Source organism: Exiguobacterium sp. LL15, assembly GCF_024436095.1.
Taxonomy (GTDB): domain Bacteria; phylum Bacillota; class Bacilli; order Exiguobacteriales; family Exiguobacteriaceae; genus Exiguobacterium_A; species Exiguobacterium_A indicum.
This window is the reverse complement of the sequence record NZ_JANFNX010000001.1, coordinates 1297749-1320887: the sequence shown is the minus strand read 5'-3', so window position 1 is coordinate 1320887 and position 23139 is coordinate 1297749. Positions and strand designations below refer to the sequence as shown.

Annotated in this window: 28 protein-coding genes; 16 read left to right on the top strand and 12 right to left on the bottom strand. The window is 49.9% G+C overall.

Features of this window, described 5'->3' with window-relative positions:
• The first annotated feature begins 112 nt into the window (after positions 1–112).
• From NOM72_RS06695 to NOM72_RS06650, 10 genes are all read left to right on the top strand, one after another.
• On the top strand, positions 113–598 hold the full coding sequence (locus NOM72_RS06695; protein WP_023468305.1) for a GNAT family N-acetyltransferase: 486 nt from the start codon (positions 113–115) through the stop codon (positions 596–598).
• Positions 599–671: 73 nt separating this feature from the next.
• The gene (locus NOM72_RS06690; RefSeq protein WP_023468306.1) at positions 672–1721 is read left to right on the top strand and encodes an oxidoreductase; all 1050 of its coding nucleotides are present in this window, start codon (positions 672–674) and stop codon (positions 1719–1721) included.
• 183 nt (positions 1722–1904) lie between these two features.
• Positions 1905–2981: a C39 family peptidase gene (locus NOM72_RS06685; RefSeq protein ID WP_035397379.1), complete on the top strand. Its 1077-nt coding sequence runs from the start codon at positions 1905–1907 to the stop codon at positions 2979–2981.
• Between the two features lie 121 nt (positions 2982–3102).
• Positions 3103–4830, top strand: a complete 1728-nt coding sequence (locus NOM72_RS06680; protein WP_255998327.1) for a DUF2339 domain-containing protein — start codon at positions 3103–3105, stop codon at positions 4828–4830.
• 134 nt (positions 4831–4964) lie between these two features.
• A complete protein-coding gene (efeO, locus tag NOM72_RS06675) occupies positions 4965–5783 on the top strand; it encodes an iron uptake system protein EfeO (protein WP_023468309.1) in 819 nt (272 codons plus the stop codon).
• A gap of 2 nt (positions 5784–5785) precedes the next feature.
• A complete protein-coding gene (gene efeB / locus NOM72_RS06670; protein WP_023468310.1) occupies positions 5786–7018 on the top strand; it encodes an iron uptake transporter deferrochelatase/peroxidase subunit in 1233 nt (410 codons plus the stop codon).
• Positions 7002–8675 carry an FTR1 family protein gene (locus tag NOM72_RS06665; RefSeq protein WP_255999188.1) on the top strand — a complete coding sequence of 558 codons (1674 nt, stop codon included), beginning with the start codon at positions 7002–7004 and terminating at the stop codon, positions 8673–8675. Before efeB ends, NOM72_RS06665 begins: the two co-directional genes overlap by 17 nt.
• Before the next feature lie 86 nt (positions 8676–8761).
• Entirely contained in the window at positions 8762–9223 is a 462-nt protein-coding gene (locus NOM72_RS06660; RefSeq protein WP_023468312.1) for a YflT domain-containing protein, read from the top strand.
• A 93-nt stretch (positions 9224–9316) separates the two neighbouring features.
• Entirely contained in the window at positions 9317–9682 is a 366-nt protein-coding gene (locus NOM72_RS06655) for a YciI family protein (RefSeq protein WP_023468313.1), read from the top strand.
• Entirely contained in the window at positions 9682–9981 is a 300-nt protein-coding gene (locus tag NOM72_RS06650) for a putative quinol monooxygenase (RefSeq protein ID WP_255998325.1), read from the top strand. The genes NOM72_RS06655 and NOM72_RS06650 overlap by 1 nt, the downstream gene beginning before the upstream one ends.
• Positions 9982–10022: 41 nt before the next feature.
• Here NOM72_RS06650 and NOM72_RS06645 read toward each other — a convergent pair whose 3' ends face one another.
• Complete coding sequence (locus NOM72_RS06645; RefSeq protein ID WP_023468315.1) at positions 10023–10340, bottom strand: hypothetical protein; 318 nt, start codon at positions 10338–10340, stop codon at positions 10023–10025.
• Between the two features lie 79 nt (positions 10341–10419).
• On the bottom strand, positions 10420–10956 hold the full coding sequence (locus NOM72_RS06640) for a flavodoxin family protein (RefSeq protein WP_035397365.1): 537 nt from the start codon (positions 10954–10956) through the stop codon (positions 10420–10422).
• Between the two features lie 145 nt (positions 10957–11101).
• Between NOM72_RS06640 and NOM72_RS06635 the strand changes: the two genes are divergently transcribed.
• Positions 11102–11770 carry a hypothetical protein gene (locus tag NOM72_RS06635; protein WP_023468317.1) on the top strand — a complete coding sequence of 223 codons (669 nt, stop codon included), beginning with the start codon at positions 11102–11104 and terminating at the stop codon, positions 11768–11770.
• Here the strand turns inward: NOM72_RS06635 and NOM72_RS06630 are convergent.
• Positions 11758–12609, bottom strand: a complete 852-nt coding sequence (locus NOM72_RS06630) for an alpha/beta fold hydrolase (RefSeq protein WP_055968118.1) — start codon at positions 12607–12609, stop codon at positions 11758–11760. The genes NOM72_RS06635 and NOM72_RS06630 overlap by 13 nt on opposite strands.
• Before the next feature lie 113 nt (positions 12610–12722).
• Here NOM72_RS06630 and NOM72_RS16175 point away from each other — a divergent pair, with 113 nt between their 5' ends.
• The 3 genes from NOM72_RS16175 to NOM72_RS06615 all read left to right on the top strand — a co-directional run bounded on the left by NOM72_RS16175 (position 12723) and on the right by NOM72_RS06615 (position 15058).
• Positions 12723–13727 (top strand): helix-turn-helix transcriptional regulator, encoded by a 1005-nt coding sequence (locus NOM72_RS16175; protein WP_035397361.1) that lies wholly within the window; start codon positions 12723–12725, stop codon positions 13725–13727.
• Positions 13728–13886: 159 nt separating this feature from the next.
• On the top strand, positions 13887–14213 hold the full coding sequence (locus NOM72_RS06620; protein ID WP_055968121.1) for a hypothetical protein: 327 nt from the start codon (positions 13887–13889) through the stop codon (positions 14211–14213).
• A gap of 326 nt (positions 14214–14539) precedes the next feature.
• Positions 14540–15058: a hypothetical protein gene (locus NOM72_RS06615; protein ID WP_255998321.1), complete on the top strand. Its 519-nt coding sequence runs from the start codon at positions 14540–14542 to the stop codon at positions 15056–15058.
• 69 nt (positions 15059–15127) lie between these two features.
• Here the strand turns inward: NOM72_RS06615 and NOM72_RS06610 are convergent, their stop codons facing one another.
• Positions 15128–15850: an SDR family oxidoreductase gene (locus NOM72_RS06610; protein WP_255998319.1), complete on the bottom strand. Its 723-nt coding sequence runs from the start codon at positions 15848–15850 to the stop codon at positions 15128–15130.
• A 111-nt stretch (positions 15851–15961) separates the two neighbouring features.
• Between NOM72_RS06610 and NOM72_RS06605 the strand changes: the two genes are divergently transcribed.
• Positions 15962–16315, top strand: coding sequence for a winged helix-turn-helix transcriptional regulator (locus tag NOM72_RS06605; protein ID WP_023468323.1), 354 nt, complete (start codon positions 15962–15964; stop codon positions 16313–16315).
• 14 nt (positions 16316–16329) lie between these two features.
• Here NOM72_RS06605 and NOM72_RS06600 read toward each other — a convergent pair whose 3' ends face one another.
• Genes NOM72_RS06600 through NOM72_RS06590 form a run of 3 tightly spaced genes read right to left on the bottom strand, consistent with a single transcriptional unit; the run spans position 16330 to position 19258 of the window.
• A complete protein-coding gene (locus NOM72_RS06600; RefSeq protein ID WP_255998317.1) occupies positions 16330–17304 on the bottom strand; it encodes a hypothetical protein in 975 nt (324 codons plus the stop codon).
• Positions 17301–18347, bottom strand: coding sequence for a DUF58 domain-containing protein (locus NOM72_RS06595; RefSeq protein ID WP_055968130.1), 1047 nt, complete (start codon positions 18345–18347; stop codon positions 17301–17303). Before NOM72_RS06595 ends, NOM72_RS06600 begins: the two co-directional genes overlap by 4 nt.
• A 2-nt stretch (positions 18348–18349) precedes the next feature.
• Positions 18350–19258 (bottom strand): AAA family ATPase, encoded by a 909-nt coding sequence (locus NOM72_RS06590; protein ID WP_058265957.1) that lies wholly within the window; start codon positions 19256–19258, stop codon positions 18350–18352.
• 222 nt (positions 19259–19480) lie between these two features.
• Between NOM72_RS06590 and NOM72_RS06585 the strand changes: the two genes are divergently transcribed.
• Positions 19481–19708 carry a hypothetical protein gene (locus NOM72_RS06585; RefSeq protein WP_058703407.1) on the top strand — a complete coding sequence of 76 codons (228 nt, stop codon included), beginning with the start codon at positions 19481–19483 and terminating at the stop codon, positions 19706–19708.
• A 33-nt stretch (positions 19709–19741) separates the two neighbouring features.
• Here the strand turns inward: NOM72_RS06585 and NOM72_RS06580 are convergent, their stop codons facing one another.
• From NOM72_RS06580 to NOM72_RS06560, 5 genes are read right to left on the bottom strand one after another with little or no spacing between them, the layout of a single operon-like run.
• Positions 19742–19957, bottom strand: a complete 216-nt coding sequence (locus tag NOM72_RS06580; RefSeq protein WP_023468328.1) for a DUF3006 domain-containing protein — start codon at positions 19955–19957, stop codon at positions 19742–19744.
• A gap of 21 nt (positions 19958–19978) precedes the next feature.
• Positions 19979–20842 carry a ComEC/Rec2 family competence protein gene (locus NOM72_RS06575; protein ID WP_255998314.1) on the bottom strand — a complete coding sequence of 288 codons (864 nt, stop codon included), beginning with the start codon at positions 20840–20842 and terminating at the stop codon, positions 19979–19981.
• On the bottom strand, positions 20836–21387 hold the full coding sequence (locus NOM72_RS06570; protein ID WP_035398499.1) for a histidine phosphatase family protein: 552 nt from the start codon (positions 21385–21387) through the stop codon (positions 20836–20838). The genes NOM72_RS06575 and NOM72_RS06570 overlap by 7 nt, the downstream gene beginning before the upstream one ends.
• A 46-nt stretch (positions 21388–21433) precedes the next feature.
• The gene (locus tag NOM72_RS06565) at positions 21434–22228 is read right to left on the bottom strand and encodes a DUF3307 domain-containing protein (protein ID WP_255998312.1); all 795 of its coding nucleotides are present in this window, start codon (positions 22226–22228) and stop codon (positions 21434–21436) included.
• Positions 22225–22872 (bottom strand): hypothetical protein, encoded by a 648-nt coding sequence (locus tag NOM72_RS06560; protein WP_255998311.1) that lies wholly within the window; start codon positions 22870–22872, stop codon positions 22225–22227. Before NOM72_RS06560 ends, NOM72_RS06565 begins: the two co-directional genes overlap by 4 nt.
• Positions 22873–23139: the final 267 nt, after the last annotated feature.

Here is a 23139-nt window from a genome sequence, read left to right as displayed (position 1 = left end):
GAAAAAAATCACAAAATAATGGGGAACGATGAAATCTTGAAGCAAAAAGGTTTTCTTCTCGCTGTACATTCGTTAGGATAGAGAAGAATTTTTTTGTAACAGGAGGAATAACATGATACGACAAGCTACATCAAAAGACGTTCGAAACATCGCAACCCTACTTGAGCAAAAAGCGCTCTCCCTCAAAGCCAGTGGCAGTAGCCAGTGGTCTGCTTATCTGGAGCAAGACATCGAACAACTCGTCGCGCGAGATTTAGAAGCCGGCCGCCTGTATGTCTTTGAGGATCAGAACGAGCTGCTTGGTTCCGTTGCCCTGCTTCCTTCGCTCGAATGGGATCAATCCTTGTGGGATGATGTAGAAGGTCTGTATATCCATCGAATCGTCGTCAGCGACCGCGCAAAAGGACGTGGTGTCGGTCGAAAACTACTGGAACACGCGATTGCAGTGACAGAGGATGAAGGAGAAATCCTACGACTCGACTGTGTCGCTTCAAACGAGTTTCTCAACGCGTATTACACGTCTTTCGGATTCGTCCATCAAGGAACACGGGACGGCTTCTCGATTTATGAGTATGAACGCATCGAAGCGACGGCTTGAAGCGGTTCAATCAAGACAACGGTCGTTTCGTTTGGTATGGTAATAGAAAAAGAACGGTTCAAGGAGTGATCGGATGCGATTGAATATCGGCTTCATCGGCTTTGGCAAAAGTACGACCCGTTACCATTTACCGTACGTGATGATCGAGGACAACTATCACGTCACCTGGATTTACAATCGGAAGGAAAAACCGGAGCTGTTCGCCTCCTATCAGGATCGACTGCCGGATGCCCGTTTTACGACGGATCTATCCGAAATGCTCGCTGACCCGGCACTTGATGTCGTCGTCATCAATACACCACCGGCGACCCATTTCGAATACGCGTTGCTCGCGTTGCAACATCAAAAGCACGTGCTCGTCGAAAAGCCATTTACGGTGACGGAAGAGGAGACGAAGCGTCTATTTGCAGAAGCACATGCGCAAGGCGTCAAGATTCTCGCCTATCAAAACCGACGTTACGACAGCGACTTCCAAGTCGTTGCGCAAATCATCCGTTCCGGGAAACTTGGTCGTCTCGTCGAGGTCGTCTCGCAATTTGATCTATTCCGCCCGGAAGCGGCTTCAGCTGATGCGCGTCACGAAAACGGTGCGCTTTACGGACTCGGCGTCCATACGCTCGATCAAATCATCGCTTTGTTCGGAAAACCGGACAAGGTCGCCTTTGACGTGCGCAGTGTTCGACTGCCGCATAATCCAGACGACGCGTTTGCGATTGATCTCTATTATCCGGAGCTTAAGGTCAGCGTTCGGACGAGTCATGTCGCACTTGCCCCGGCACCCCGGTGGATGTTACACGGTACGAACGGCACGTTCATCAAACAACACGTCGATCGGCAAGAGCTCGACCTGAAAGCGAACTACTTCCCGGGAGAAGAGGGGTTCGGTGAGGATTCAGAAGACGATTATGGGCGTTTGATCTATCACGACGAACACGGTCATCTGCAAGACGTCCGGATTCCAAGTCCTGTTGGCGATTACGGTAAAATGTATCGCGCCTTTTACCGTAGTATCGTCGAGGACGCGCCGCTACCAGTCAAGGAAGAGGATACCTTGTTCGTCGCTCATCTGCTCGAACAAGCATTTGCGCAACCATCACCATATATTTTAACGATTAAAAATTAAATTTTATTTTGATTTCAGAAAGATGACAACTCGACTGTGCCCGTAGGCATGATCGAGTTTTTTTGATATAACGAACAAGGACGTTCCTCATTTTTCAGATTTTTCTAAAGAAATGTTGATTATTTTTTCAAAAAGTTGGGAAAAGGGGAACGAGTCACCAAATTACACCATAGGGGGTCTATCATGAAACGTTTTTTCTCCGTACTGCTGATTGCAGTCATTTTCGTTGGCGTACTCAGTCCTTCGCTCATTGCTGAAGCAGCAACGAAATTAACCGTGACGACGGATGTTTTGCGCGTTCGCGAAAAACCGTCGACATCGAGTAAGATTCTCGGAAAGATTTACAAAGGAAACGTCTACAGTTCAAAAGGCACGTCTGGCAGCTGGTACAAAATCAGCTTTAAATCCCGTACCGGCTACATACACAAGGATTTCGTCAAATCGTCTTCGTCGAAGTACACATCGACCGGGACGAAGTATACGACGGTCGGCACACTTAACGTCCGGACGGGTGCTGGAACGAAGTATAAGGTCGTAGGGCAGCTGAATAAAGGGGTTGCCGTCGCGACATACGGCACGTCAGGGAGCTGGACACGGATTCTCTACAAGGGAAGCTACCGCTATATCTCGACGCAATACGTCTCGAAGTCGAAACCATCGACGACGACGAAGAAGCTAAACGTCCCGTACTACAACCAATATTCACTCGGGTATCCATCTGGCTGTGAGTTCGTCTCGTTGAAGATGGCACTCGAATACAAGAAAAAAGCCGTCTCTGCTGCGTCACTCTATAAGCAAATGCCAAAAAGTATGAAGAACGCGACGTATAAGAACGGAAAGTATTACTGGGCAGATCCAGAAAAAATGTTCACGGGGAATCCAGCCGGTACGCTCGACTACTACAAGAACTGGGGCATCTACCCGAAAGGGATCCTACCACTTGCGAAAAAATACCGCAGTGGTGCCGTTGATATCTCGAAACAAGGCGTCTCGAAAATTGAGAGTGAAATCCGTAGCGGTAACCCAGTCATCGTCTGGGCAACGGTCGATTTCAAGAATCCATATGGCTACTTTTCTTGGATCAAACCGGACGGTAAAACATTCACAGGCTACCGGAACTATCACGTCATGCTCGTGACAGGTGTCTCAAGTGGTTCGTTCTACGTCTCGGACCCATACCGCGGCAAGTACAGTGTCAGTCGCTCGCAGTTCACATCCGTTTTCAATCAAACGGGACAATATGCGTTATCTGTTCGTTAAACCCTCATCCGGTCGCTCCGACGCGACCGGATTTTTGTCATTTTCAGGCATATCGATACGAAATCTACTGTAAAATGAAGGAGTTCACCTGCTAGGTGTGTAAAAGAATGACAATGTATTCATGAAAGGAAGTGAAGAGATGGAAGATCCACGGATCACGCGTCTCGAGCAGGAGGTCGCGGCGTTACGACAACGAGTAGCTGCCCTTGAAGGACAGCACACTTCGCCTGTCGCACCTGAACCGAGCGAACCAGAAGTAAGTACAGTCGCTCGCCCAGCTCCGCGCCCTGCTTATACGAAACGAAAACCGGTTGTTCCTCCACCAACATTTAAGGAAAAACGCTCCCGCGAAGAATGGGAACAGGTCATCGCGACCGTCTGGTTACCCCGGATTGGAGCGATATTCGCTGCACTCGGTGCCTTGTTCCTTTTCTCCTATGCCTCCGTTGCCGGTCTGATCAGTCCACCTGTCCGCATCGGAAGTGGGGTCTTAATTGGTTTACTCGTCATCGCTCTCGGAGAATACCAGTATGAGAAGAAACGACGTGAGCTCGGGGTCGGACTCGTCGCGACCGGTACGATCGTCGCGTTGGCGGCACTGTTCGCCGGGATGGCCTTATATCAATTCTATCCACCGTCTTTAGCTTTCTTACTTGAGCTCGTCGTCGTCTTCATCGCGTACGGTTTGATGCTCTGGATGCGATCGCAAGCCTTGCTCGTCCTCGTATCCATCACCGGTTTCTTATTACCGTATCTACAATTATCGGACGAGCCGAACCTACCGCTCTTCTTATTGTACGAAGTCGTCTTGTTCGCAGCGATCTTCTTTGCGGTTGACCGACTAAAGGCAAAAAAGGCGTTCGTCTTCGCTTGGATGATCTTGACGATCGCACTCGCGTTCGGATTGTTGTCATTGACGCTTTCCTGGTACGACTATGACAATGATGCGCGACGACTTGATGAATGGTCGGTCTTACTTGCGGCACTCTTCGGTTACGGCGCGACATCGTTCGTCGGACGACGGATTCAGTTCCAGCAGAATGTTCCAAGCTGGCTTGCTGGAGGTGTCGTGTTACTGACGTTACTGATTCTCGATTGGTCGTTCGGAGTACTTGCCGCAATTCTATTCGCAGGCATTGCTTATGTGCTTGCTGATCGATTAAAGGATCCCGCTCAAAACGGCGTCGGTCACGTTGCCTTACTCGTCGCCGTCCTCTTGATTCCGGCAGATGCCCTCAGCTGGACGTATCAACTACGCTACTTCTTGATTGCCGGATTGATCGCCGCATTTTGGTTCGTTCCGCGGGCGCGCATGCCACATCAACGGTTGTTTAACGTCGGCTTGTATGTCGTCTTTATCTTTTCAGCCGTCATTGATTATGAATCCTATCAAAACATAGGTTTGTCCTACGCTTTGACTGTTCTCGCGATGGTCGTCGCTTCAACGGCATTCGTCTTGCTCCTCGTTCAGACACATCGTGATCCGCTCTGGAAAGGGTCATGGCAACTTGTCCTCGTTTTAGCCGCAATCGGGGTTTTTACGACCTACACGTTGATCATCATGGAGTTACCATTCTACCGCGGTCTTGAAGAGACGGCGCGTAGTACGACGTTGTCCGCTGCCTATATTGTCCTCGCACTCGTCCTTGTCGCGATTGGTCGGATGCGGACGTCGTCGACGTGGCGATTGTCCGGATTGTTGCTACTGACCATCAGTGCCGTCAAGCTCTTACTGTTCGATTTGTCGTTCCTGAGCTTATTCCAAAAAGCGTTCGTCTTCATTGGCTTCGGGATCGTCACGTTCATCATTTCACGGACGTACTTCAAAAAACGCAAAGAACAAGCCTGATAGAGCGCTTGAATCGGTTGAAATAAACCGGTTCAAGCTTTTTTTTATTGCAAAAAATTTTTATTGATAACGATTATCATTGTCGTCTATACTATTTAAGGAACTGACTTAATTAGTAACAGGGGGAACCATATATGAAACAAGCATTATTGATGACAGGGGCGCTCGCCGTCGTTTTAGCAGGTTGCAGTGAAGCGAAACAGGCGGAGACACCAGCACCGAAAAAAGAGAATTTTGACCAGGTCGTTGAGGATTACCGGACGTATGCGATTAACGAAATCGATACGTTCGTCCGCGAGACGGAAAAATTCACCGATGCCGTACAGGCTGGCAAGCTTGAAGAAGCGAAAGCATTGTACGCACCAACACGGATGTATTACGAACGCGCAGAACCAATCGCGGAAGTGTTCGGTGACCTTGATCCGAAGATCGATGCGCGAGCAGGCGACGTGAAAGCGTCGGAATGGGGTGGTTACCACCGGATCGAGCAAGGGTTATTTGAAAAGGGAACGACAAAAGGTTATGAAGCGTACGCGAAACAATTGATGAAGGACGTCCACTTACTTCGGGCAAAGGTCGAGACGGTCGAGGTGACACCAGAATTACTCGTCACGGGGGCGACCGATCTGTTAAACGAGGTCTCGACGTCAAAAGTGACAGGGGAAGAAGACCGTTATTCGCATACTGATTTATATGACTTCGCGGCAAACGTCGAAGGGGCTGAAAAAATTTACGAACTATTGAACCCGGCGCTGAAAAAACAAGATGCGGCGTTATCAAAAGAGATCGCTGCTCGCTTCAAGGATGTCCACGCGTTACTCGACGCGAAGAAAAAGGGCGATGGCTATGTCCTTTATACGAGTCTCTCGAAACAAGATGTCAAACAGATGAGTGTCGCCATCAATGAACTCGCGGAACCGCTCTCGAAGATGGGCATCGTACTGGAGGGATAAGCATGAAACCAATCCAAGAAGGTGTCACGCGGCGTGACGTTCTTAAGGTCGCGGGCTTGACGAGTCTCGGTGCTGCCCTGTATGCCAGTGGTCTTGAAAAGTTTCTTCCGCGGACATTGACTGTTGAAGCCAGTGATCAAGAGCCGTTCTACGGAACGTATCAAGCGGGAATTCTGACTCCACCACAAAATCACGTCCAAGTCGTAGCGTTTGATATCAAGACGGACCGACGCGACGAACTCGTTGATTTACTAAAGCGTTGGACGCGATTATGCGCCAGACTTGCTGCCGGGTTACCATATGGCGACTCTGAGTCCCGTTATGTTCCACCGGAAGATACGGGGGAAGCGGATGGATTATCTGCCGGACACTTGACGTTTACGTTCGGGTGCGGTCCAAGTCTGTTTGACGGTCGCTTCGGCATCCGTCATAAACGACCGGATGCCCTTAAACCGTTGCCGACGTTCGATCTCGATCGTCTGGACGAAAAATGGAGCGGTGGCGACCTCGTCGTCCAAGTGTGTGGTGATGATGCCCAAGTCGTCTTCCATGCGATCCGTAACCTCGTCCGTGTCGGGCGTGGGACGGTCGCGATGCGTTGGTCGCAAGCTGGTTTCCAGCGCAGTAAAGCAGCAGATGCCTCTGGTGGGACGCCGCGTAATCTGTTCGGCTTCAAGGACGGCACGGGGAATCCTGACGTCTCGAAGAAGCAGGTCCGGAAAGACTCTCTCTTTTGTCAGTGGCAAGACGGGACACCATGGTTGACGAACGGCTCTTTCCTTGTCGTCCGTCGCATCCAGATGCATCTTGAAGTCTGGGACCGGACGATTCTAAAAGAGCAAGAACGGACCTTCGGACGCGAACGTGCTTCCGGGGCTCCGCTTGGCTCAACAGACGAGTTCGCTTCCGTCACACCAGCGAAACGACAAGCTCGTGGCGAAGCCGCCTTACCGGTTGACTCGCATACCGCTGTCGCACACGGGGACGGGAAGACAGCGATCTTACGCCGTTCCTACTCGTATCAAGACGGCATCGATGAAAAGACGGGTGCCCTTGATGCCGGACTGCTGTTTTTATCGTATCAGCGTTCACCGAAACAATTCATCGAGATTCAGCGTCGTCTTGCCGCACAGGACCGATTGAATGAATACATCACGCACCGTGGAAGTGCCATCTTCGCTTGCTTCGGTGGAATCTCGAAAGGAGGCTACATCGGTGATGCGTTATTTGCGTAATCTCGTCCTTGTATTTGTACTCCTTATAGCCGGTCAACACGCGGTGCCCGTCCATGCTGCATCGACGGATGATCTCTATGTCGCAATCGGACAAGCCCTGTCTGCCGTCGCAAGTGAAGATCGCGCGGCACTGAATCAAGCGATTGATGAACTGAATCAAGCATCCAAAGACTTACCTGATCAACAAGCGGCAATCACGAAAGCCGTCAAACAGGTCGATGCGAAACGATCGGCAGCGTTTCCGGAAGTCCGCGAGCAACTGACAGCTCTCTCTGCTGCCGTCCGGAAGCAGGAAGAAGCAACGAAACCGAAGACAGACCCAGTTGCGAAGTCAAAAGTAAAACAATTACTTTTGTTGACGAAAGAGATGCGGCAGGTCAAGGCGAGCGACCGTCCGGCAGCGGAGCAACGATTGTTGACCGCATGGGCGACGCACGAGAGTCTTGTTCGCAATGACAGTGTCGGTCACTATGGCAACATCGAGATGGCGCTCGCGTCGATCCGGATCGCGGCGGCGCGTGATTCCGCGGATACGAAGGAATGGCAAGCCGCACTTGATCAGTTCGATACGGCCGTTCAGTCTTTCCTCGACGGAGAGAAAGTCCAGGCGAAGAAAACGGGACTGCAGTCGCTGCTGACGCCACTTGAAGCGGCGCAAACCGCACTTGCGGCAAATGATTTACCACAAGCGAAACAAGCACTCGAAGCGTTTCTCAAGACATGGCCGCGAGCGGAAGGCGAAGTCCGGACACGTAATGAAGGTCTCTATTCCCAGCTTGAATCCGATGTACCACTGTTACTTGCCCGATTGACGCCTGAAACACAGGAAAAGACGGCACAAGAACTCCAGTCGTTTGAGAATGCTATCGCACAATTACAAACGAAGACGCATTATACGTTCGTTGATGCAATGCTCGTCATGCTGCGGGAAGGTCTCGAAGCGTTACTGATCGTCAGTGCGCTCGTTGCTTTCGCACGGAAAAGTCGTTCAAAACAAGAAGGGAAGGTCTGGGCAGGCGCTGGGCTTGGTCTGATCGCAAGCGGTCTGTTAGCGCTCATCCTCCAGACGGTCTTTCAGGCCTCGTTCGCGGCGACGGGTCGGGAACAAATCGAAGGCTATACAGGAATCGTCGCGGTCGTTGTCATGTTGTTCGTCGGCTATTGGTTGCACTCGAAAAGCGCCGTTGCGAAACGAAAACACTTTTTATCAACGCTTTCGACGACGTCCTTGTTCTTCGTCAGCTTCTTGACGATCTTCCGAGAAGGCGCCGAGACGTTGTTATTTTATATCGGAATGGCACCAGCGATGACGAAAACTGCCTTATTATCCGGAATCGGTCTCGCGATCATCATCATCGGTCTCGTCTCGTATGCGGTCATCCAGATTGGTGTCCGTTTACCGATCCATCGTCTGTTCCAAGTCGCGTCGTGGTTAATCTATCTAATGGCGTTCAAGATTCTTGGTACGAGTCTGCACGCGTTGCAGCTGACGAACGTCTTACCGATTCATCCGATCAATGGACTCGGAACTGCCGGGTGGATTGGTTTCTACCCAACGCTCGAGACGCTTATCCCACAAGTCGTCCTGATGATTCTGATTGCCTTGTTTACGATCTGGCAAAAGCGGCGTGCGTCTTCAATCCAGACTGCTGCCTGATCCATTTTTCAATTTCAGGTTTCAACTATTATGTTCCGGGTATAACTTCTTATCAGCAGCTTGCTGCATGAAAGAGAGGGATTTTTATGCTTGAAACACGCATCGTACGAAACATGACCGCTGTCGACGCAGAAGTGACGAGCCTCAAATCAAGTGGCTATTCGAATAAACAAATTTACATCTTTGCCAAAGACGAAGAACTCGCGGAACGGATCGCGAATGACACGCAGACGTTACCATACCGCGTGACGAAGAAGTCGTTCTTTGAGACGTTATTATCAGCCGTCCGGAGTAACCGAAATGACCGGATTGCTCAGTTGTCCGAGCTTGGCATGACGAAGGATGTCGCTGAGGATCTAGAAGATGAAGTCCGACACGGGCGGATCGTCATCGTCGGTTCGAAGTCCGATTTACTGAATCCAGCGTTCGCGGCGTCTTACGTGACGGATGAAGCAACCGATTATGGTGCTGGAGTTCCGAAACTTGAAGACGAGGAAACGACGACGACGTTACCAGCCGATCAAAACGTCAAGTTAAAAGATGAATGATACATAAGCCTCCTGTTTCTCAGCGTAGAGACAGGAGGCTTTTGTTTAGCCTTCTGATGGAAGGGAATGGGAAAATTGAGAGGAGGAAAGACAATGCAATTCTTATACGTTGGTTATTATGATGCAGACCGAATGGATGTTTTATCGAAGGAAGAGATCGATGCTTTGATGTCGCGTTGTGATGCGTTGATGAACACCTTCAATGAACAAGTCGATGTCCTATCAGACTGGCACCCGGGTCTTACGACACAAGCATTTTACTGGCAAGATGGGGTCGTACAGAAGAAAGTAGAGCCGGATCGAGCGCATGGAGAGCAGATTGGCAGTTTGATTGTCTTTGAAGCACGTGATTTGGATCATGCGATGGAACTGGCTTCCCTTCATCCGACGACTCAAGTCGCAGAAGGGGAATCTTACGGTTGGCGCGCAGAAGTCCGTCCATTATCAGGTACCTCTTGATGTATGGATTATGGACGACATTTACGACTCAAACCGGACAACGCGACCACGTCATCGCCCTGTTACTTGAAGCTGCGGCTTCTTTAGAGACTCATCCGAGTTGTCTGCACTACATCATCAGTATTTCTGACGAACCGGATGTGCTACATGTCCGTGAAATCTGGACGGATGCCGCTGCACACCTCGCGTCTTTAGAGTTACCGGTGACGCGGCGTTTGATTATGCAAGCGCGTCCATTGCTCGAGCATGTTGAACGCGTGCTCGAAGACCACCCGCTCGGTGGCAAAGGACTCATGTAAACCAAAAACCCCTCCTCTAGTCGAGAAGGGGTTACATGCTGTTAGGTTGTCGTCCACTGGATATCGATGACGTCCGACGATCGCACCATCCGGCGCATACCTGTCGATGTGACGAGTTCAATCGTTCCGCGGTCATGAAAAATCGCTTGGATCGAACCGGATACCGTATCGAGTTGTTTTAATCGGACGTGGACCGTCTGTCCGGTCCGGACTGCACGTTCCATGATGTGTTGTAAGGAGAGGCGATCACGAACGATCGTCTCTTCGCGTGATTGATACAGATGTTCAAGATGAAGGATATGCTGGCGTGAAGTCAGTTGTTTCCACTTGCGATTCGATCGTTTTTTAGATGCGAACATGGCTGACCACCTCCTGAATTGAGTCGTACGCTAGATAGTCGTGCGCTCTGCTTCAGTTATTTCCCTTCACGAACAGTGCTTAAACACGTGCTCCTGACATTTTTTCACGAAACGCCTCGATTGCGGCAATCGCCTCTTGATCGTGCTCGACCTCACCTGGTGCATTCCCTTCGGCAAGAATCGCTGTCTCAAGCGTTGCGCCAAGGAACGATGCGATATGCTCGAACTGCGTGACGAGTGCTTGTCCTTTGACGCGTGGATTATCTCCTCCGACCGCAATCAAGTGGAATCGTTTCCCTGCCATCCGACGTTTGAATTCAAGTTCTTCATCGCGCAGTGACTCGCTGAATCGGTCAATGAATAATTTCATCTTCGTCGACATCGAGTACCAGTAAATCGGAGTGATGAACAGGATGTCATCGTGTTCAAGCATCTCTTCGACGATCCGGCGATAGTCATCGCCAATCGGCAAAAAGCCTCCGTGATGACGGCGGTCTTCAATCGGCTGAATCGAGACGTTCGCCAAATCGACAGCAACATGAGGGATTCCTTTCAATGCTTGTTCCCCGAGCCATTCACTGTTTCCTTTACGTGAGCTACCAAAAATCGTATACATATCGTGCATCTCCTTTTGAATTCGATTGTTCTATTCTATTCCAAACTGCACTGTCAATACACCGATATGCTCACAATTGGTTTTGAATAAGGGTTTTGCGGAAAAAGACAAGAAGACGAAAAACAAATAGGGGAGGAACAGTCGAATGGAGAGAAGCACGCTCATTGCGCTAGAAAAACACTTATATGCCATCCACCTCGAGATGGATGGACTGGCGCGCCTCATTACTAAACAATTAATTCATTTGAGCCAAGTGGCTGCATCCGTCGAACATTTTCGACGGATGAGCTTTGATATCTATAAAAATCGGACGTCACTCGAGCAGATTCCGTCACAAGTCTTGTATGAGACGGCACTCGACTACGAAGACTGGCTCGAGGAAGAGTTTGATGAGATTCCTGCTAGCTGGCAACTGGCAACGAAAGAAGAAGAGGCACTCGAGCAGCTTTGGTGGTTCGAATTCTCACGAATTCAAGCGGAGCTTGAAGAATGGCTCAGTCTCTATCTGATTCGCCGGATTCGAGAAGACGTTCGTTACATGCCACCGGTGATCGAGAAAAATGCCTATGCTTTATCAGAGGATGCCCGCCATGTCTTTTGGCGCCTCTTACAACGCTCCGTCGCGAAGCCTTCATCAAAGATTAAGGCGAACCAACTGTCATGTCGGATGGGCATCGCTGAGATTGCCCGCTGTGCCCGACTTAATCAAGACCGGACGCGTCGTGCGATTGGTGAACTGACGCGTCGTGGTCTGATTGCGATCGAGGAAGATGATGAGAAGCTAAAAATGCGGCTCCGCCTTCAAGTCATCTGATTGAAGGCGATGAATCGTTCGATCATCCGTTCATCTCGACGTGCGGATGGACCAATCCAAATCAGGTGACCAGGACTTTTCGATTCAATGAACTGCGCGTGAGGAATGCTCCGTCGTGCGTGTTCCGAATGCTCGAACGGAACAGCACGGTCTGACTTCGAATGGACGATCAAGACGGGACACGTGACGGCTTCAAGCCGTTCTCGTTCGATGTCTTGTGTGATATCAAACAAGACACCTCGCCCAGGACCATTTTGAAGACCAACTTCATATAATAACGACGCATCCGTCTCACTAATGTGGGTACGGATCGTTTCGCGTGGTAACAGACTCGTCATCTCGACCATCCGAACTGCTGCTTCTTCAGGAAACTTGCGTATCTTATCCTTCACATACGTCCAAAGCCCCCACTGGATGAACTGTAAAGGACGTTGTAAGACCGGTTGGATCAGAAGACGATGGTACGGCAGGGAAATCCGATGCGTCATCGCACACGCTAAGACAAGGGCATGGACGCCTGGATCCATTCCAGCAAGCGCGATTGCCGTCGGTCCGCCGGCAGAGATGCCATAAACGGTGTACTGTTTAATCTGACGGGAAGCAAGCCACTTAGAATAGAATGTTGCGAGCGCCTCTGGACTATCAGCGAGCTGAAGTGGGGTTTGTCCGTACCCGGGGCGTGACGGTACGATGACGCGATATCCTGCCGCGATTAACTTCTCGACATGGTAGACTTCTCGGTAATCCGATTGTGTACCATGAATTAATAAAATGACGGGACCACTCCCGCTATCCCGGTATTCAAAACGCTGACCGTTCCATTCTGCGATATAATGCATCCCAATTCTCCTATCTCTTAATTTTTACCATTTTATTGTTAATCTCGTGTTTATTTTCATGTATACTGTAAAGTATAACCAAACCATTGTGACTTAGGAAATGAGGATGCGTAGTGTCTAACGAAAAATTAACGAACCGTGACCGCTTACTTGCTGTACGAGAAATCTTCGAACGTCAGTCGGATGAAGACCATACGTTGACGCTTGAGCAATTGAGCACGGAACTCTCGAAACGAGGACTGATCGAGAAGCTATCCCGAAAATCGTTGAAGGATGATATTGCGGCACTTGCCAAATCAGGTTTTGACGTCGTGGCGGAAGAGACGAAGAATGGACTTGCCATTCCGTATCATCTCGTCAGTCGTCCCTTTGAGCATCATCAACTCCGATTGCTGGTCGATGCCATCGCCAGTGCGAAGTTTATCTCGGAAAGTGAGACGACGTCGCTCGTTCAGACGATTCAGTCGTTGACGAGTGATAAGATGGCGGAGTCTCTCCAGCCGGTACTACATACTGTCAAAAAACCAAAAGGAATGACGTCGCGCTCGATCGATACGATCCAGAAAGCTATCAGTGATGAGTTCGTCATCAGTTTCCAGTACCAAGGAAAGTTTAACGAACGGACGCGAAAGTTCGAGTTACGGAAAGATGGCGAGCATTACCTCGTTTCTCCGGCTCACCTGTTGATGGATAACGGAAATTACTATTTGATTGGACGTGATGAGCGGATCAAAGAGATTCGGACGTACCGGGTCGACCGAATCGTCAATTGTAAAGCGTTTGAACCGATGGAAGAACCGGTCCATGTCGAGCCGAGTTACTTAAGTAACATGTTCAACATGTATGGGGGAGAGAACGAGCAATTGACGCTTAAATTTCAGGAAAGTCTAATGCCGACCGTCGTCGACCGGTTCGGAACGGATATCCGCTGCCGTCGTCTCGATGACCTCTGGTTCGAAGTCAAGGTCGATGCGCTCTTTTCCGACGGGTTCATGATGTGGCTGATTCAATTCGGCAATCAGGCGGAAATCATTGCGCCTGTCGAACGCCGGGAGACATTCAAGAACAAGGTGGCAGGTCTTGCGACGATGTATCAAGTCGAAACACCTGCTCTTTAAGAGTTGAAGCAAGGTTCACTTGACCGTGGATCTTGCTTTTTTTAATTGTCGAGAAAAAAACTTTTTGTCGTTTTTTGTCGGATATTCATATTTGAATATTTTAAGCGAATAGTTCCAGTTACTATTAAGGATATCTGATACTTATGTAGGAGGAACGACATGCAACAGATGGAAAAAAGCCAATCAAACGGGATGCGGAAACTAGCTACTTTCCTCTTCTTCGTTTGTCTATCCTATACATCGTGGTACTTATTCTCACTTTTTGTCTTTCATCTCGTGTTTCCAGAAGATGTCGTGACATCCTTAGATATCGTCGTATTCGGATTCAGTCCGCTCGTCGCTCTTGTTGTCACCATCGGCTCGTTACGCTTGATCGAACGACGCATGAAACCTAAATTCACACCGCTTTTATTGATCGGATACATCCTTTCGACAAGTGTGCTGATTTATTACTCACTTGCTAACGAACTTCTGCCACGACTGTGACTTGCAACTCCCTAACAATTGGCATATGCTACGCTTATAGCTTGCTAGGTAAGGGGGGATACGATGAACGCACAGTATATCCTCGACTGGATGCCGCTCGTGATTCCTGTCGGTGCCATCGTCTTTATTGTCGTCATTGCGCGTAAGGCTTCAAAAATCGATGCTGAAAAGTAAGGAGACTCCATTCAGGGAGTCTTTTTTTATTGGATCCTGTTGTTACTTTATTCGCACGATTTCCCTATTGTGAAAAAACATAATGTCATCCATTTCTATGGTATAAAGGAACTAGGCGAAAGACCTAATATTAGGAAATCATGGAGGGACAGATGAGACAAAGAACCGTCATGACTTTACTTGCACTCAGTTTACTGCTTACCGTATGTATGATGAAAAAAACAACGTTGACGCCAAAGGCCAGTACCATCAATCTCACCATCGCTGTCGTCGGAAAGGCTCCAGTACTTACGCAATCCCCGGACTTCCACTCGATTGATCTGCAGGATATCAAAAGGGATTTACGACGTTACGATGCCGTCATGATCATGCCGGAGTACTTACATCAGGCATCGGGACGTGACTATGCCACCGTCTACCGGAAAGCACAGATTCCGTTTTTCTTCATCGGCTCTCAAAAATCCGTCGAACCGTTTCTTGATCCGAGTCTCTCCTATGAGGAAAGCATCTCGGTGCCGAATCCGACGTTTGCGGCTGGTATGCTCTATGACGATACACAAGAGACGACCTGGTTGTTCGGTGAGGGGATCGAACGACCGAATCGTTCAGAGCAACTGAAGATCTATCAATCAATCTTTCAAACGATTGAACAGAGTCACCTAATAAAGTAACGCTTACATGAAAACAGACCGAAGCGCTCGGAAGTACATCCATTTCCGAGCGCTTCGGTCTATTATTCGTCAATCGACTTGTTTCGTCGGGGCTAAGACGATTTCTCGAATATTGACGTGTTGTGGTTGCTCGAAGGCGAATAAGACGGTGTCCGCGACGACTTGCGGATCGAGACCACCGTCAATCGACTGTTTCCATTCGTTGTAGCCGTCCTTGATCGCGTCACTTGTCGTATGACCGAGTAATTCCGTCTCGACGACTCCTGGTGCGATCGTCATGACGCGGACACCGTGAGAGGCGACTTCACCCCGGACGTTCTCACTCATCGCGTGGACGGCGAATTTCGTGCCGACGTATGCGGCGTGGTCGGCGAACGTCTTTTTACCGGCAATCGAACTGATATTGATGATCGTACCGGTCTTCCGCTCTACCATCGAGGGAAGGACGGCTTGCATCCCGTGTAAGACACCGAGCGCATTGACGTCAAACATCTCTTCCCATTCTTCCGCTCCTTGCGTCTCGATTTGACCGAGTAACATCCGTCCTGCATTGTTGATGATCGCTTCGACCGGTCCGAACGCTTCCGTCGCGTTTGCTAAAGCAGCATCGAGGGCAACTCGGTCGGTGGCTGCGACTTGGCGAATCAAGACATCATCTGAAGCAAGGCTCGCCAGACGGTCAATCCGTCGTCCGAGCAATAAGACGCGGTACCCTTTCTGAATGAACGTTCGCGCAATCGCATGCCCGATTCCTGACGTGGCACCTGTGATGGCAATGAATCCTGTTTTCATGATATCGTCTCCTTATTTGATATGATAGATTGAAGATAACAGAGGGAAACCAATCCGAGAAGTACGCACTTTTAGGTCAGTCGGTTACCTTTTGGTAAGGGAGGGGACGGTATGCCGTATCTAAATGAGTTCGATGCGACGATGCGTCAGATTCAAGGCAAGTGGAAAGTTATGATCTTGTACGAGCTGCACGAAGAAGGGACAGTACGTTTTAATACACTGGAGCGTTATATCCAGGACGTCTCACCAAAGACGCTGACGCAACAGTTGAAACAACTCGAACAAGATGGCTTGATTACACGGACCGTTTACCCGGAGATTCCACCCCGCGTCGAATATGCCTTGAGCGAAAAAGGAATCTCTTTGATTCCCTTACTTGATGCGATTTGCGACTGGGGTCTTGCGACGACACCACGCAACCAATTGATGCGCACGTTATGCGACGAGGAAGCCCCCGCTCCATGAGCAGGGGCTTTTTGTTAACGTTCGATTTGTTCCCGTACTTGACGGCGGAACGTCTGGATGTCGTAAGCTGGTTCACTTGGACTGAACTCGATTCCGTCAATCAGACGCGCGTTTGGTGACGCATCCGGGAACTCGATCCGTGTCAGCCATTCAAGCGTCGTCTCTTCATGGCGTCTTGGGAAGGCTTGCTCGAGTTGAGAGGCAATCTTCAGAAGCGGATGATGACTATGCCGCTTTGGCGCATGCGCCCGTACCTGCTTGGAGTGCTTGACGGTTTGTTCTCTTTCGATTGCTATGACTTTTCGCTTCCGGATGACATAAAGCGTAACCGCAACTAAGATCACGGTCAGAAGCGTCGTTGCGATCCAAATCCAATCCGGTGTTCCTGCCTGGACGGCAGCTTGATCCACGTCTTGAACACCTTTGATATTCTTTAGCCCCATTGCCCGGTTCGTCATCGTGTCCGCTTCTCGACCAAGTGGTTCCGTCCAAAGGAATAATGAACCGAATGCTTCAAATAGCGGACGAATCACACTCGTGACGGATCCGACGAGCGCTTCTTTCGTGAGCCGGAAGACGACAGCGATGATCAGCCCCGCGCTGAGGACTAACGCGATCGTCGGTAAGATACGCCGCCATTCTGTCATGTACGTGACGACGAATGGATACGCAATGACGAAGACCAAAATTAAAAATGCGCCAATCGGTGGTGTCACTCCTGGGAACAATACCATCACGACGCCGATGACCATCGCACTCGTAGCGTATCGCCACGGCGAATCGACCGTATCAAGAAACGCGGTCCAGGCGACGAAGACGAGCGCTAAGACGCTAGCTACGGGAGAGAGGAAATATAAGGACCCCGCTACGAGTAGCTGTAATCCGATGCGAAGCGAACGATGCGGCACGAAGGCAAGTGCCGGAAGAGCGAGCGCGAGATAGAACGGAACCGGTAACAGACTCGCAAGGAATATCCACCAGAGAATCATGCGCTCACTCCTTTCTGCCGGTGACCGAGATGGATCTCCGCCGTCGTCGACGGTACACTACGTTGCAATCGTTTCGTGAAGTACCGGCGTTCGAGCGGTAGATCGTATTCGGAAATCCGAGCAAGGCATTCCATCGTCCGTAGGAATTGATGTTTTCCCATACCAGACGGAACATGGTACCACTGCCCGGATCGGTTGACCATCGAAATCCAGAGGCTGTAGGAAGCCCCTTGTTTCTCGAGTTCACGGATGATCGTCGCGGCACGCGATAATAGTTTCTCGAAGTCCGAGCGGAGAGCGAGTCCGTCTGCGGACAAGCCATCGACGATGACGGCATAATCATGGTTACGTTTCCGGTCATATTGATACGAGTACAGTTCATTCGTCTTCGCATAAGCGGACCAGTAGATCGACTTCGCATCTCCGGAGTAGGGAACGACGGAGTGGAAACTCGAGCGATCGGTGAACGGACTCGAGCGATCAATCGTCTCACCGGGAATCATCCGTTCATTCCACTCGACCGACGCTGGTGCAAAGTCAGGGAAGACGTGACCCAGCTCTTGGATATTAAGCGTCACATAGATTGTGATCAAATGAAACGGATCCGAGATCATGACGTCAAACGACTGAATTCGAATCGTTCCCCGGTGAGCGGCAATGACATCGATTGAAAACGGCACGATCGTCTGTTTGCTGACATATAAGTGTTGACGCCAAAATTGACTACTCGCATCAGGAAGCTTGATCTGATCCCCGAGCAACCCAGAGATCGTGATGCGACCGAGTGGTAACTTCGTTGGGTTCGACAATTCGAACGGTATCTGGATCGTTTCCTCTCGAAAAGCGCGAACCGTCTCAAGGAGGCGGACGCGAATTCGCTTCGCAACGTATTCGAGATAATACGGCATCACCCAGCCATATAATGTATAGGCGAGTAATAAAGCCGCAATCCAGACAGGACCATATAGTCCGACGATGACGCCGCTTGCACCTGTCATCGTAAGAATGATGAGGTTAAAGCCTTTTGGTATGATCAATTGCATGATTACACCTCAGTCGGAACAGTGAGTGAATCGAGGACCTGCTCGACGAGACGTTCGTTCGATAGCTTCAGCGTCGCTTCGAGCGTTAAGACGAGACGGTGGGCAAGCAATGGCGTCGCCAAGTGCTTGACGTCCTCTGGTGTGACGTACGTCCGCTCCTGCATCCAGGCCCGTGCTTTTGCTGCTTTTAAGAGTGCGAGCGTCGCTCGTGGACTCGGTCCGATCTCAACGTCACGATGGGCGCGGAGTGCGTCACAGACATCAAGTAAGTAGTTTTCGACGCTATCCTCGATTGAGACGGCAACGACTTCCTCTTTCCAGTCATTGAGTTGTTCGAGCGGAATCTGTAGTTCGGCTGCTGTTAAGTGCGCCCCGCGTAATAATGCTTTTTCCGCTTGACGTGTCAGGGGAGCGAACGATAATTTGAACAAGAAACGGTCGAGTTGGGCATGCGGTAATGGGAATGTACCGTGTCCATCGAACGGATTTTGTGTCGCGATGACAAGAAAGTGTTGCGGTAACGTATAAGATGTATCCCCGATCGTCACTTGCCCTTCCGCCATTGCCTCGAGCAATGCTGACTGTGTCCGTGGAGTCGTCCGGTTGATTTCATCGACGAGGACGATGTTCGCGAACAGCGGACCAAACCGTTGTTCAAACGATCCTGTCAGCGGGTTGAACAGCTCCATCCCAAGTAGGTCGGTCGGTAACGTATCCGCTGTACATTGAACACGTGAGAACTTCGCTTCGAGTGTCTGCGCCAGTGCTTTTGCTAATGTCGTCTTACCGGTCCCCGGACGGTCTTCGAGCAACACATGACCTTCTGCGAGCAAGCCCATCAATAAATGATCAATCACATCGTCCTGACCAAGGACAGATTGTTTGAGTGATGTACGTAACGTTTGAAACATGGATGATTCCCCCTTTAAGATGCATCGTATTTCTAAAGTGTACGAAAATTCAGAAAAAACTGCTAGTGATTTTCCAGGAATCACGCATAAAGAAATACGTCTATCTTTTATACTACCAGTTTCATCCAAAAGTTTCGTAAAATATCAAAAAAATTGAAACAGGATTATGAAGTTACTTAGCGAATAGAAGGATATAGTCATTGGAATAGGGAGGATGGACAGATGAAACCACATACTACCGAATCGAACTCTACTCTAAACCAGCAACAGGATGTTGCTCACAGTCCTATTGACGAGTATCAACGTATTGTTGCCGGAGGACCTCCGAATCGCCGAGCCTTTGCCGCGATTCGTCGGCTCCCATTCGGATTACGTTTGCTGACGTATACGCTCGGTTCCTTATTCACAGCAGGCATCCTCGCTGGACTCGTCATCAGTCTACTCGGTTAAAAAAGACTCCCTCAGCATTCCGAGGGAGTCTCATCATTCTTCAAAGAGATCATCCATCAACTCGGAGATCTCTTTTTTACGTGCGTTCGTCTCATCGCGTAAGATCCGAATCGAACGTCCGGTCCAGTCAAGTCGGTCGCCGATCGTTGCCTGGCGCGGTAAACGACTTTTCGGTAACGTGATTGTCTCGCGTTCGTCGGTTTCGCAAATCGCTAGATCGTCTTCAAAATCTGCTAGGGTCAATCGCATCTGATGCACCTCCACGTCTCGTTATTCCGGTCGTAAATCGGTCCGGTTCGATTCCTTGATGCCGTCACCGGTCGAAATATACTGAATCGTTCCACTTTGATCGGTCCGGTCAATCGTAATCCGTTCTGCTTTCAGTTCCTGTAAAACGGAGGGACGTGGGTGACGATAAGCATTATCCTGCCCGGCTGAGATCAAGGCTCGCTTCGGATCAACGGCTTGTAGGAAGGGCAGGGAGGACGATGTGTCTGCTCCGTGATGCCCAAGCTTCAAGACATCGGCGCTAAGATCGGCATCCGACTCGAGCAATTGTCGTTCCGTCCGGATCGGAGCGTCACCCATGAAGAGGAACCGGTCCTGTCCATGTTCGACCCGCAGAACGGCACTCCAACTGTTGAGATCCTGCGTTCCGTCCGTTAGGGGCGCAAGGAACGTAAAGCGTGCGGCTTCACTCGGTATCTCAAGACCCGCTTTGACGGTTTTAATTGTCACCCCTTCGCGTTTGACGGCTAGAAGGAAATCGCGGTATGTCTCTGTCGTATGCGTGACACGCGGGGCATAGACGCTATCGACTGGAAAGGCATCGAGGACGGTATCGAGTCCACCGATATGATCGGCGTCCGGATGTGTCGCGATGACTGCTGTTAAGCGTTTGACACCCAATTCTTGCAGGTAGCGGACGACATCCTCACCTTTGCCGTTATTCCCACCGTCAATCAAGATTGCGTCTTCCTTCGTCCGGATGAACGTGCTATCTCCTTGACCGACGTCAAAACCGTAGACCTCCATTTGTCCCTCTGTTGGGGCAAGGGGCTCTTCGTCCCGTGTCGTATAGAAGATGACGATCAGGCAGAGTGCTAACAGAATCGTTGATCCCCATTTCAACATGTCGGTTCCTCTTTCTCGAACAGATACAGCATGCCGTTACGCGGATGACCGAACCGTGGCCCCCGGTAACCGCGCCGTTTCAAGGCAGCACGCATCAAAATCATCATACCGCCATGCCCGACGAGTAAGACCCGTTCATCATCCTCGAACATCAGTTGATTCAACAGGACCTCAATCCGTTCATTCGCTTCCTTGATCTCCGCTTGAATCCGTTTGCTGAACGGGGCTGCGAGTCGACCGAGGACCGCCCAGCCAAGAAACGGTAACCGTAGATTCGACTGAATCGTCGGAAACGGTACTTCCCGTAGTAGATCCGTCACGATGATCTCTTTATCGTAGACACTCTTCGCCGTCTGGACGGCGCGTGGCATGCTACTGGCATAACAGACTGTCCAGTCGATCTGACCGAGCTCGACCGGTTGAATATCGATGTCTGACGTATCATAGCGTTCAATCCATTTTTCAATATCGCTGGCGCTGATCCAGCCTTTCGTCGGGTATCCTTCCGTCACCCGGTGATGTCTCACTAATCCAATTTGTTTCATACTTCGTGCGACGGTCCAAACCGTCTCCCTCACTTTCATTCATCGTTTAGAATGCGACGCGAATCGCCAGTCCACATAAAATCGCACCTAAGATACTGAGCAAGCTCCCGATGATGTAATATTCCGCAAAGCGGCGATCTTCAAACTGTTTAAAACGGGCCAGTGCCTTCAAGGCAATGATGAAGCCGATGGCTCCGGTTGCGTTCGTGACGACGAGCAGGGTAATGATTGCCCGTTCGACGAGACCGATATAACGTCCGATCCCGTTTAATTCCGTCGTATAACTGCGGGCAGAATCTTCGACTTCATGTGTGACGGTCCGTGAGACGCCGTCGAGTTGCTCTTTACGTGTCACTTTTCGCTCGAAATGTGCTTCGATCAAGCGCGGAGCAAATGGTGCGAGCATCAAAGCAATCCCGTGACCGAGTAACTCTGTCGTCACTAAACTAAAGCACAGAATCCAGAGGACCTGCTCAGGTCGCGCGAACGACAATGACCAATCAATCGGAACGAACACCCATGTCAAGGCAATGATGGCAGCGATATGTAACGCTTGATCGATCCAGTACGCCGCTGCTTGCTTGACGCGACGTTTGAGCGGGGAAGCATCGAGTAGGGCGTGAAACACGAGAATGCTCCCTCCTAGCCATCCGGCGATGTCGAGGGTCAACTGCCCTCGGATGACGAAGAACGCGAGGACAAGTAGCATCAGAGACGCATGGACGGCAAGATGTTGGAACAAGATGCGTCGGTGTCGATGTTTCAGTTGCGCCATCCGTCTCGTCTGTAATGGAAAATCAGCAAGTAAGTGGACAAGGATAAGGCTAAGTAAGACAGTCACCGAATCGCCTCCCAGACTTGGAATTGCTCCAGTGCCTGTGCCAAGGCAGCTTCAAGTCGCTTGCGTTGCTTACGCTGCGAGCGAGAGACGAGTTTTGCGACATTCGCGCGAGCATCTTGTTCCTTAAAGCCCATCTTTAAACCGATCTCTTCATACGTATCATCCGGATATTGATCCATCAACCGGTGCAACTCAATTTGACGGTCCGTCTTCCCGAAATACGCCGGATAGAGCATCTCAAGATAACCATTCAGCAGGGCGGTCGGTAAGTAGGGCGGTCCAGCAAAGGCGATCTGTGACGGAAGCGTCTTCGCCAATTCCTGTGCTTCAAAGGCATGAATGATCGCACTGCCATTGGCTTCTTCAGCTTGGGTCGTTGAAATCGTCTCATATTGACCAAATCCGATCCCGATGTAACCTGGTAATTCTTGATTCAATAAGTGCAGCATGACCGGATAACTGACCGGATAATCCGCAAATACCGCCAGTAAGCTATCACCGGATTTGATTTGGAACGGAACGATACTCGTAGGAAATTCAGTATTCAGATCGTTCGCGAGTTCTCGGAGCGCTTGAAGTAATGCTTCTTTGCTCGGATAATCGCGGGAGCCTTTGACATCAAACGACAAGGCAACAGCTTGCATGACGATTCCTCCTGTTCATTTGTTGCCACAATCATGGAAACATTTGATTTGTTACCGTTAAAAAGGTAACATTCGCGGTGTTACTGTTATTAGAGTAACAAAGAATGAAGAAGAAGACCAACAGGACGATAGACCGATTTTTAGATGACAGGGGGGATGAATGAATCTGACCAGAAAATCATTTTTTTATTCAAGTTAACATAACATATATTATCAATAGTTATAAAATTTTGTCTCATAATCAGGGTAAACTTAAGATAGTGAGAC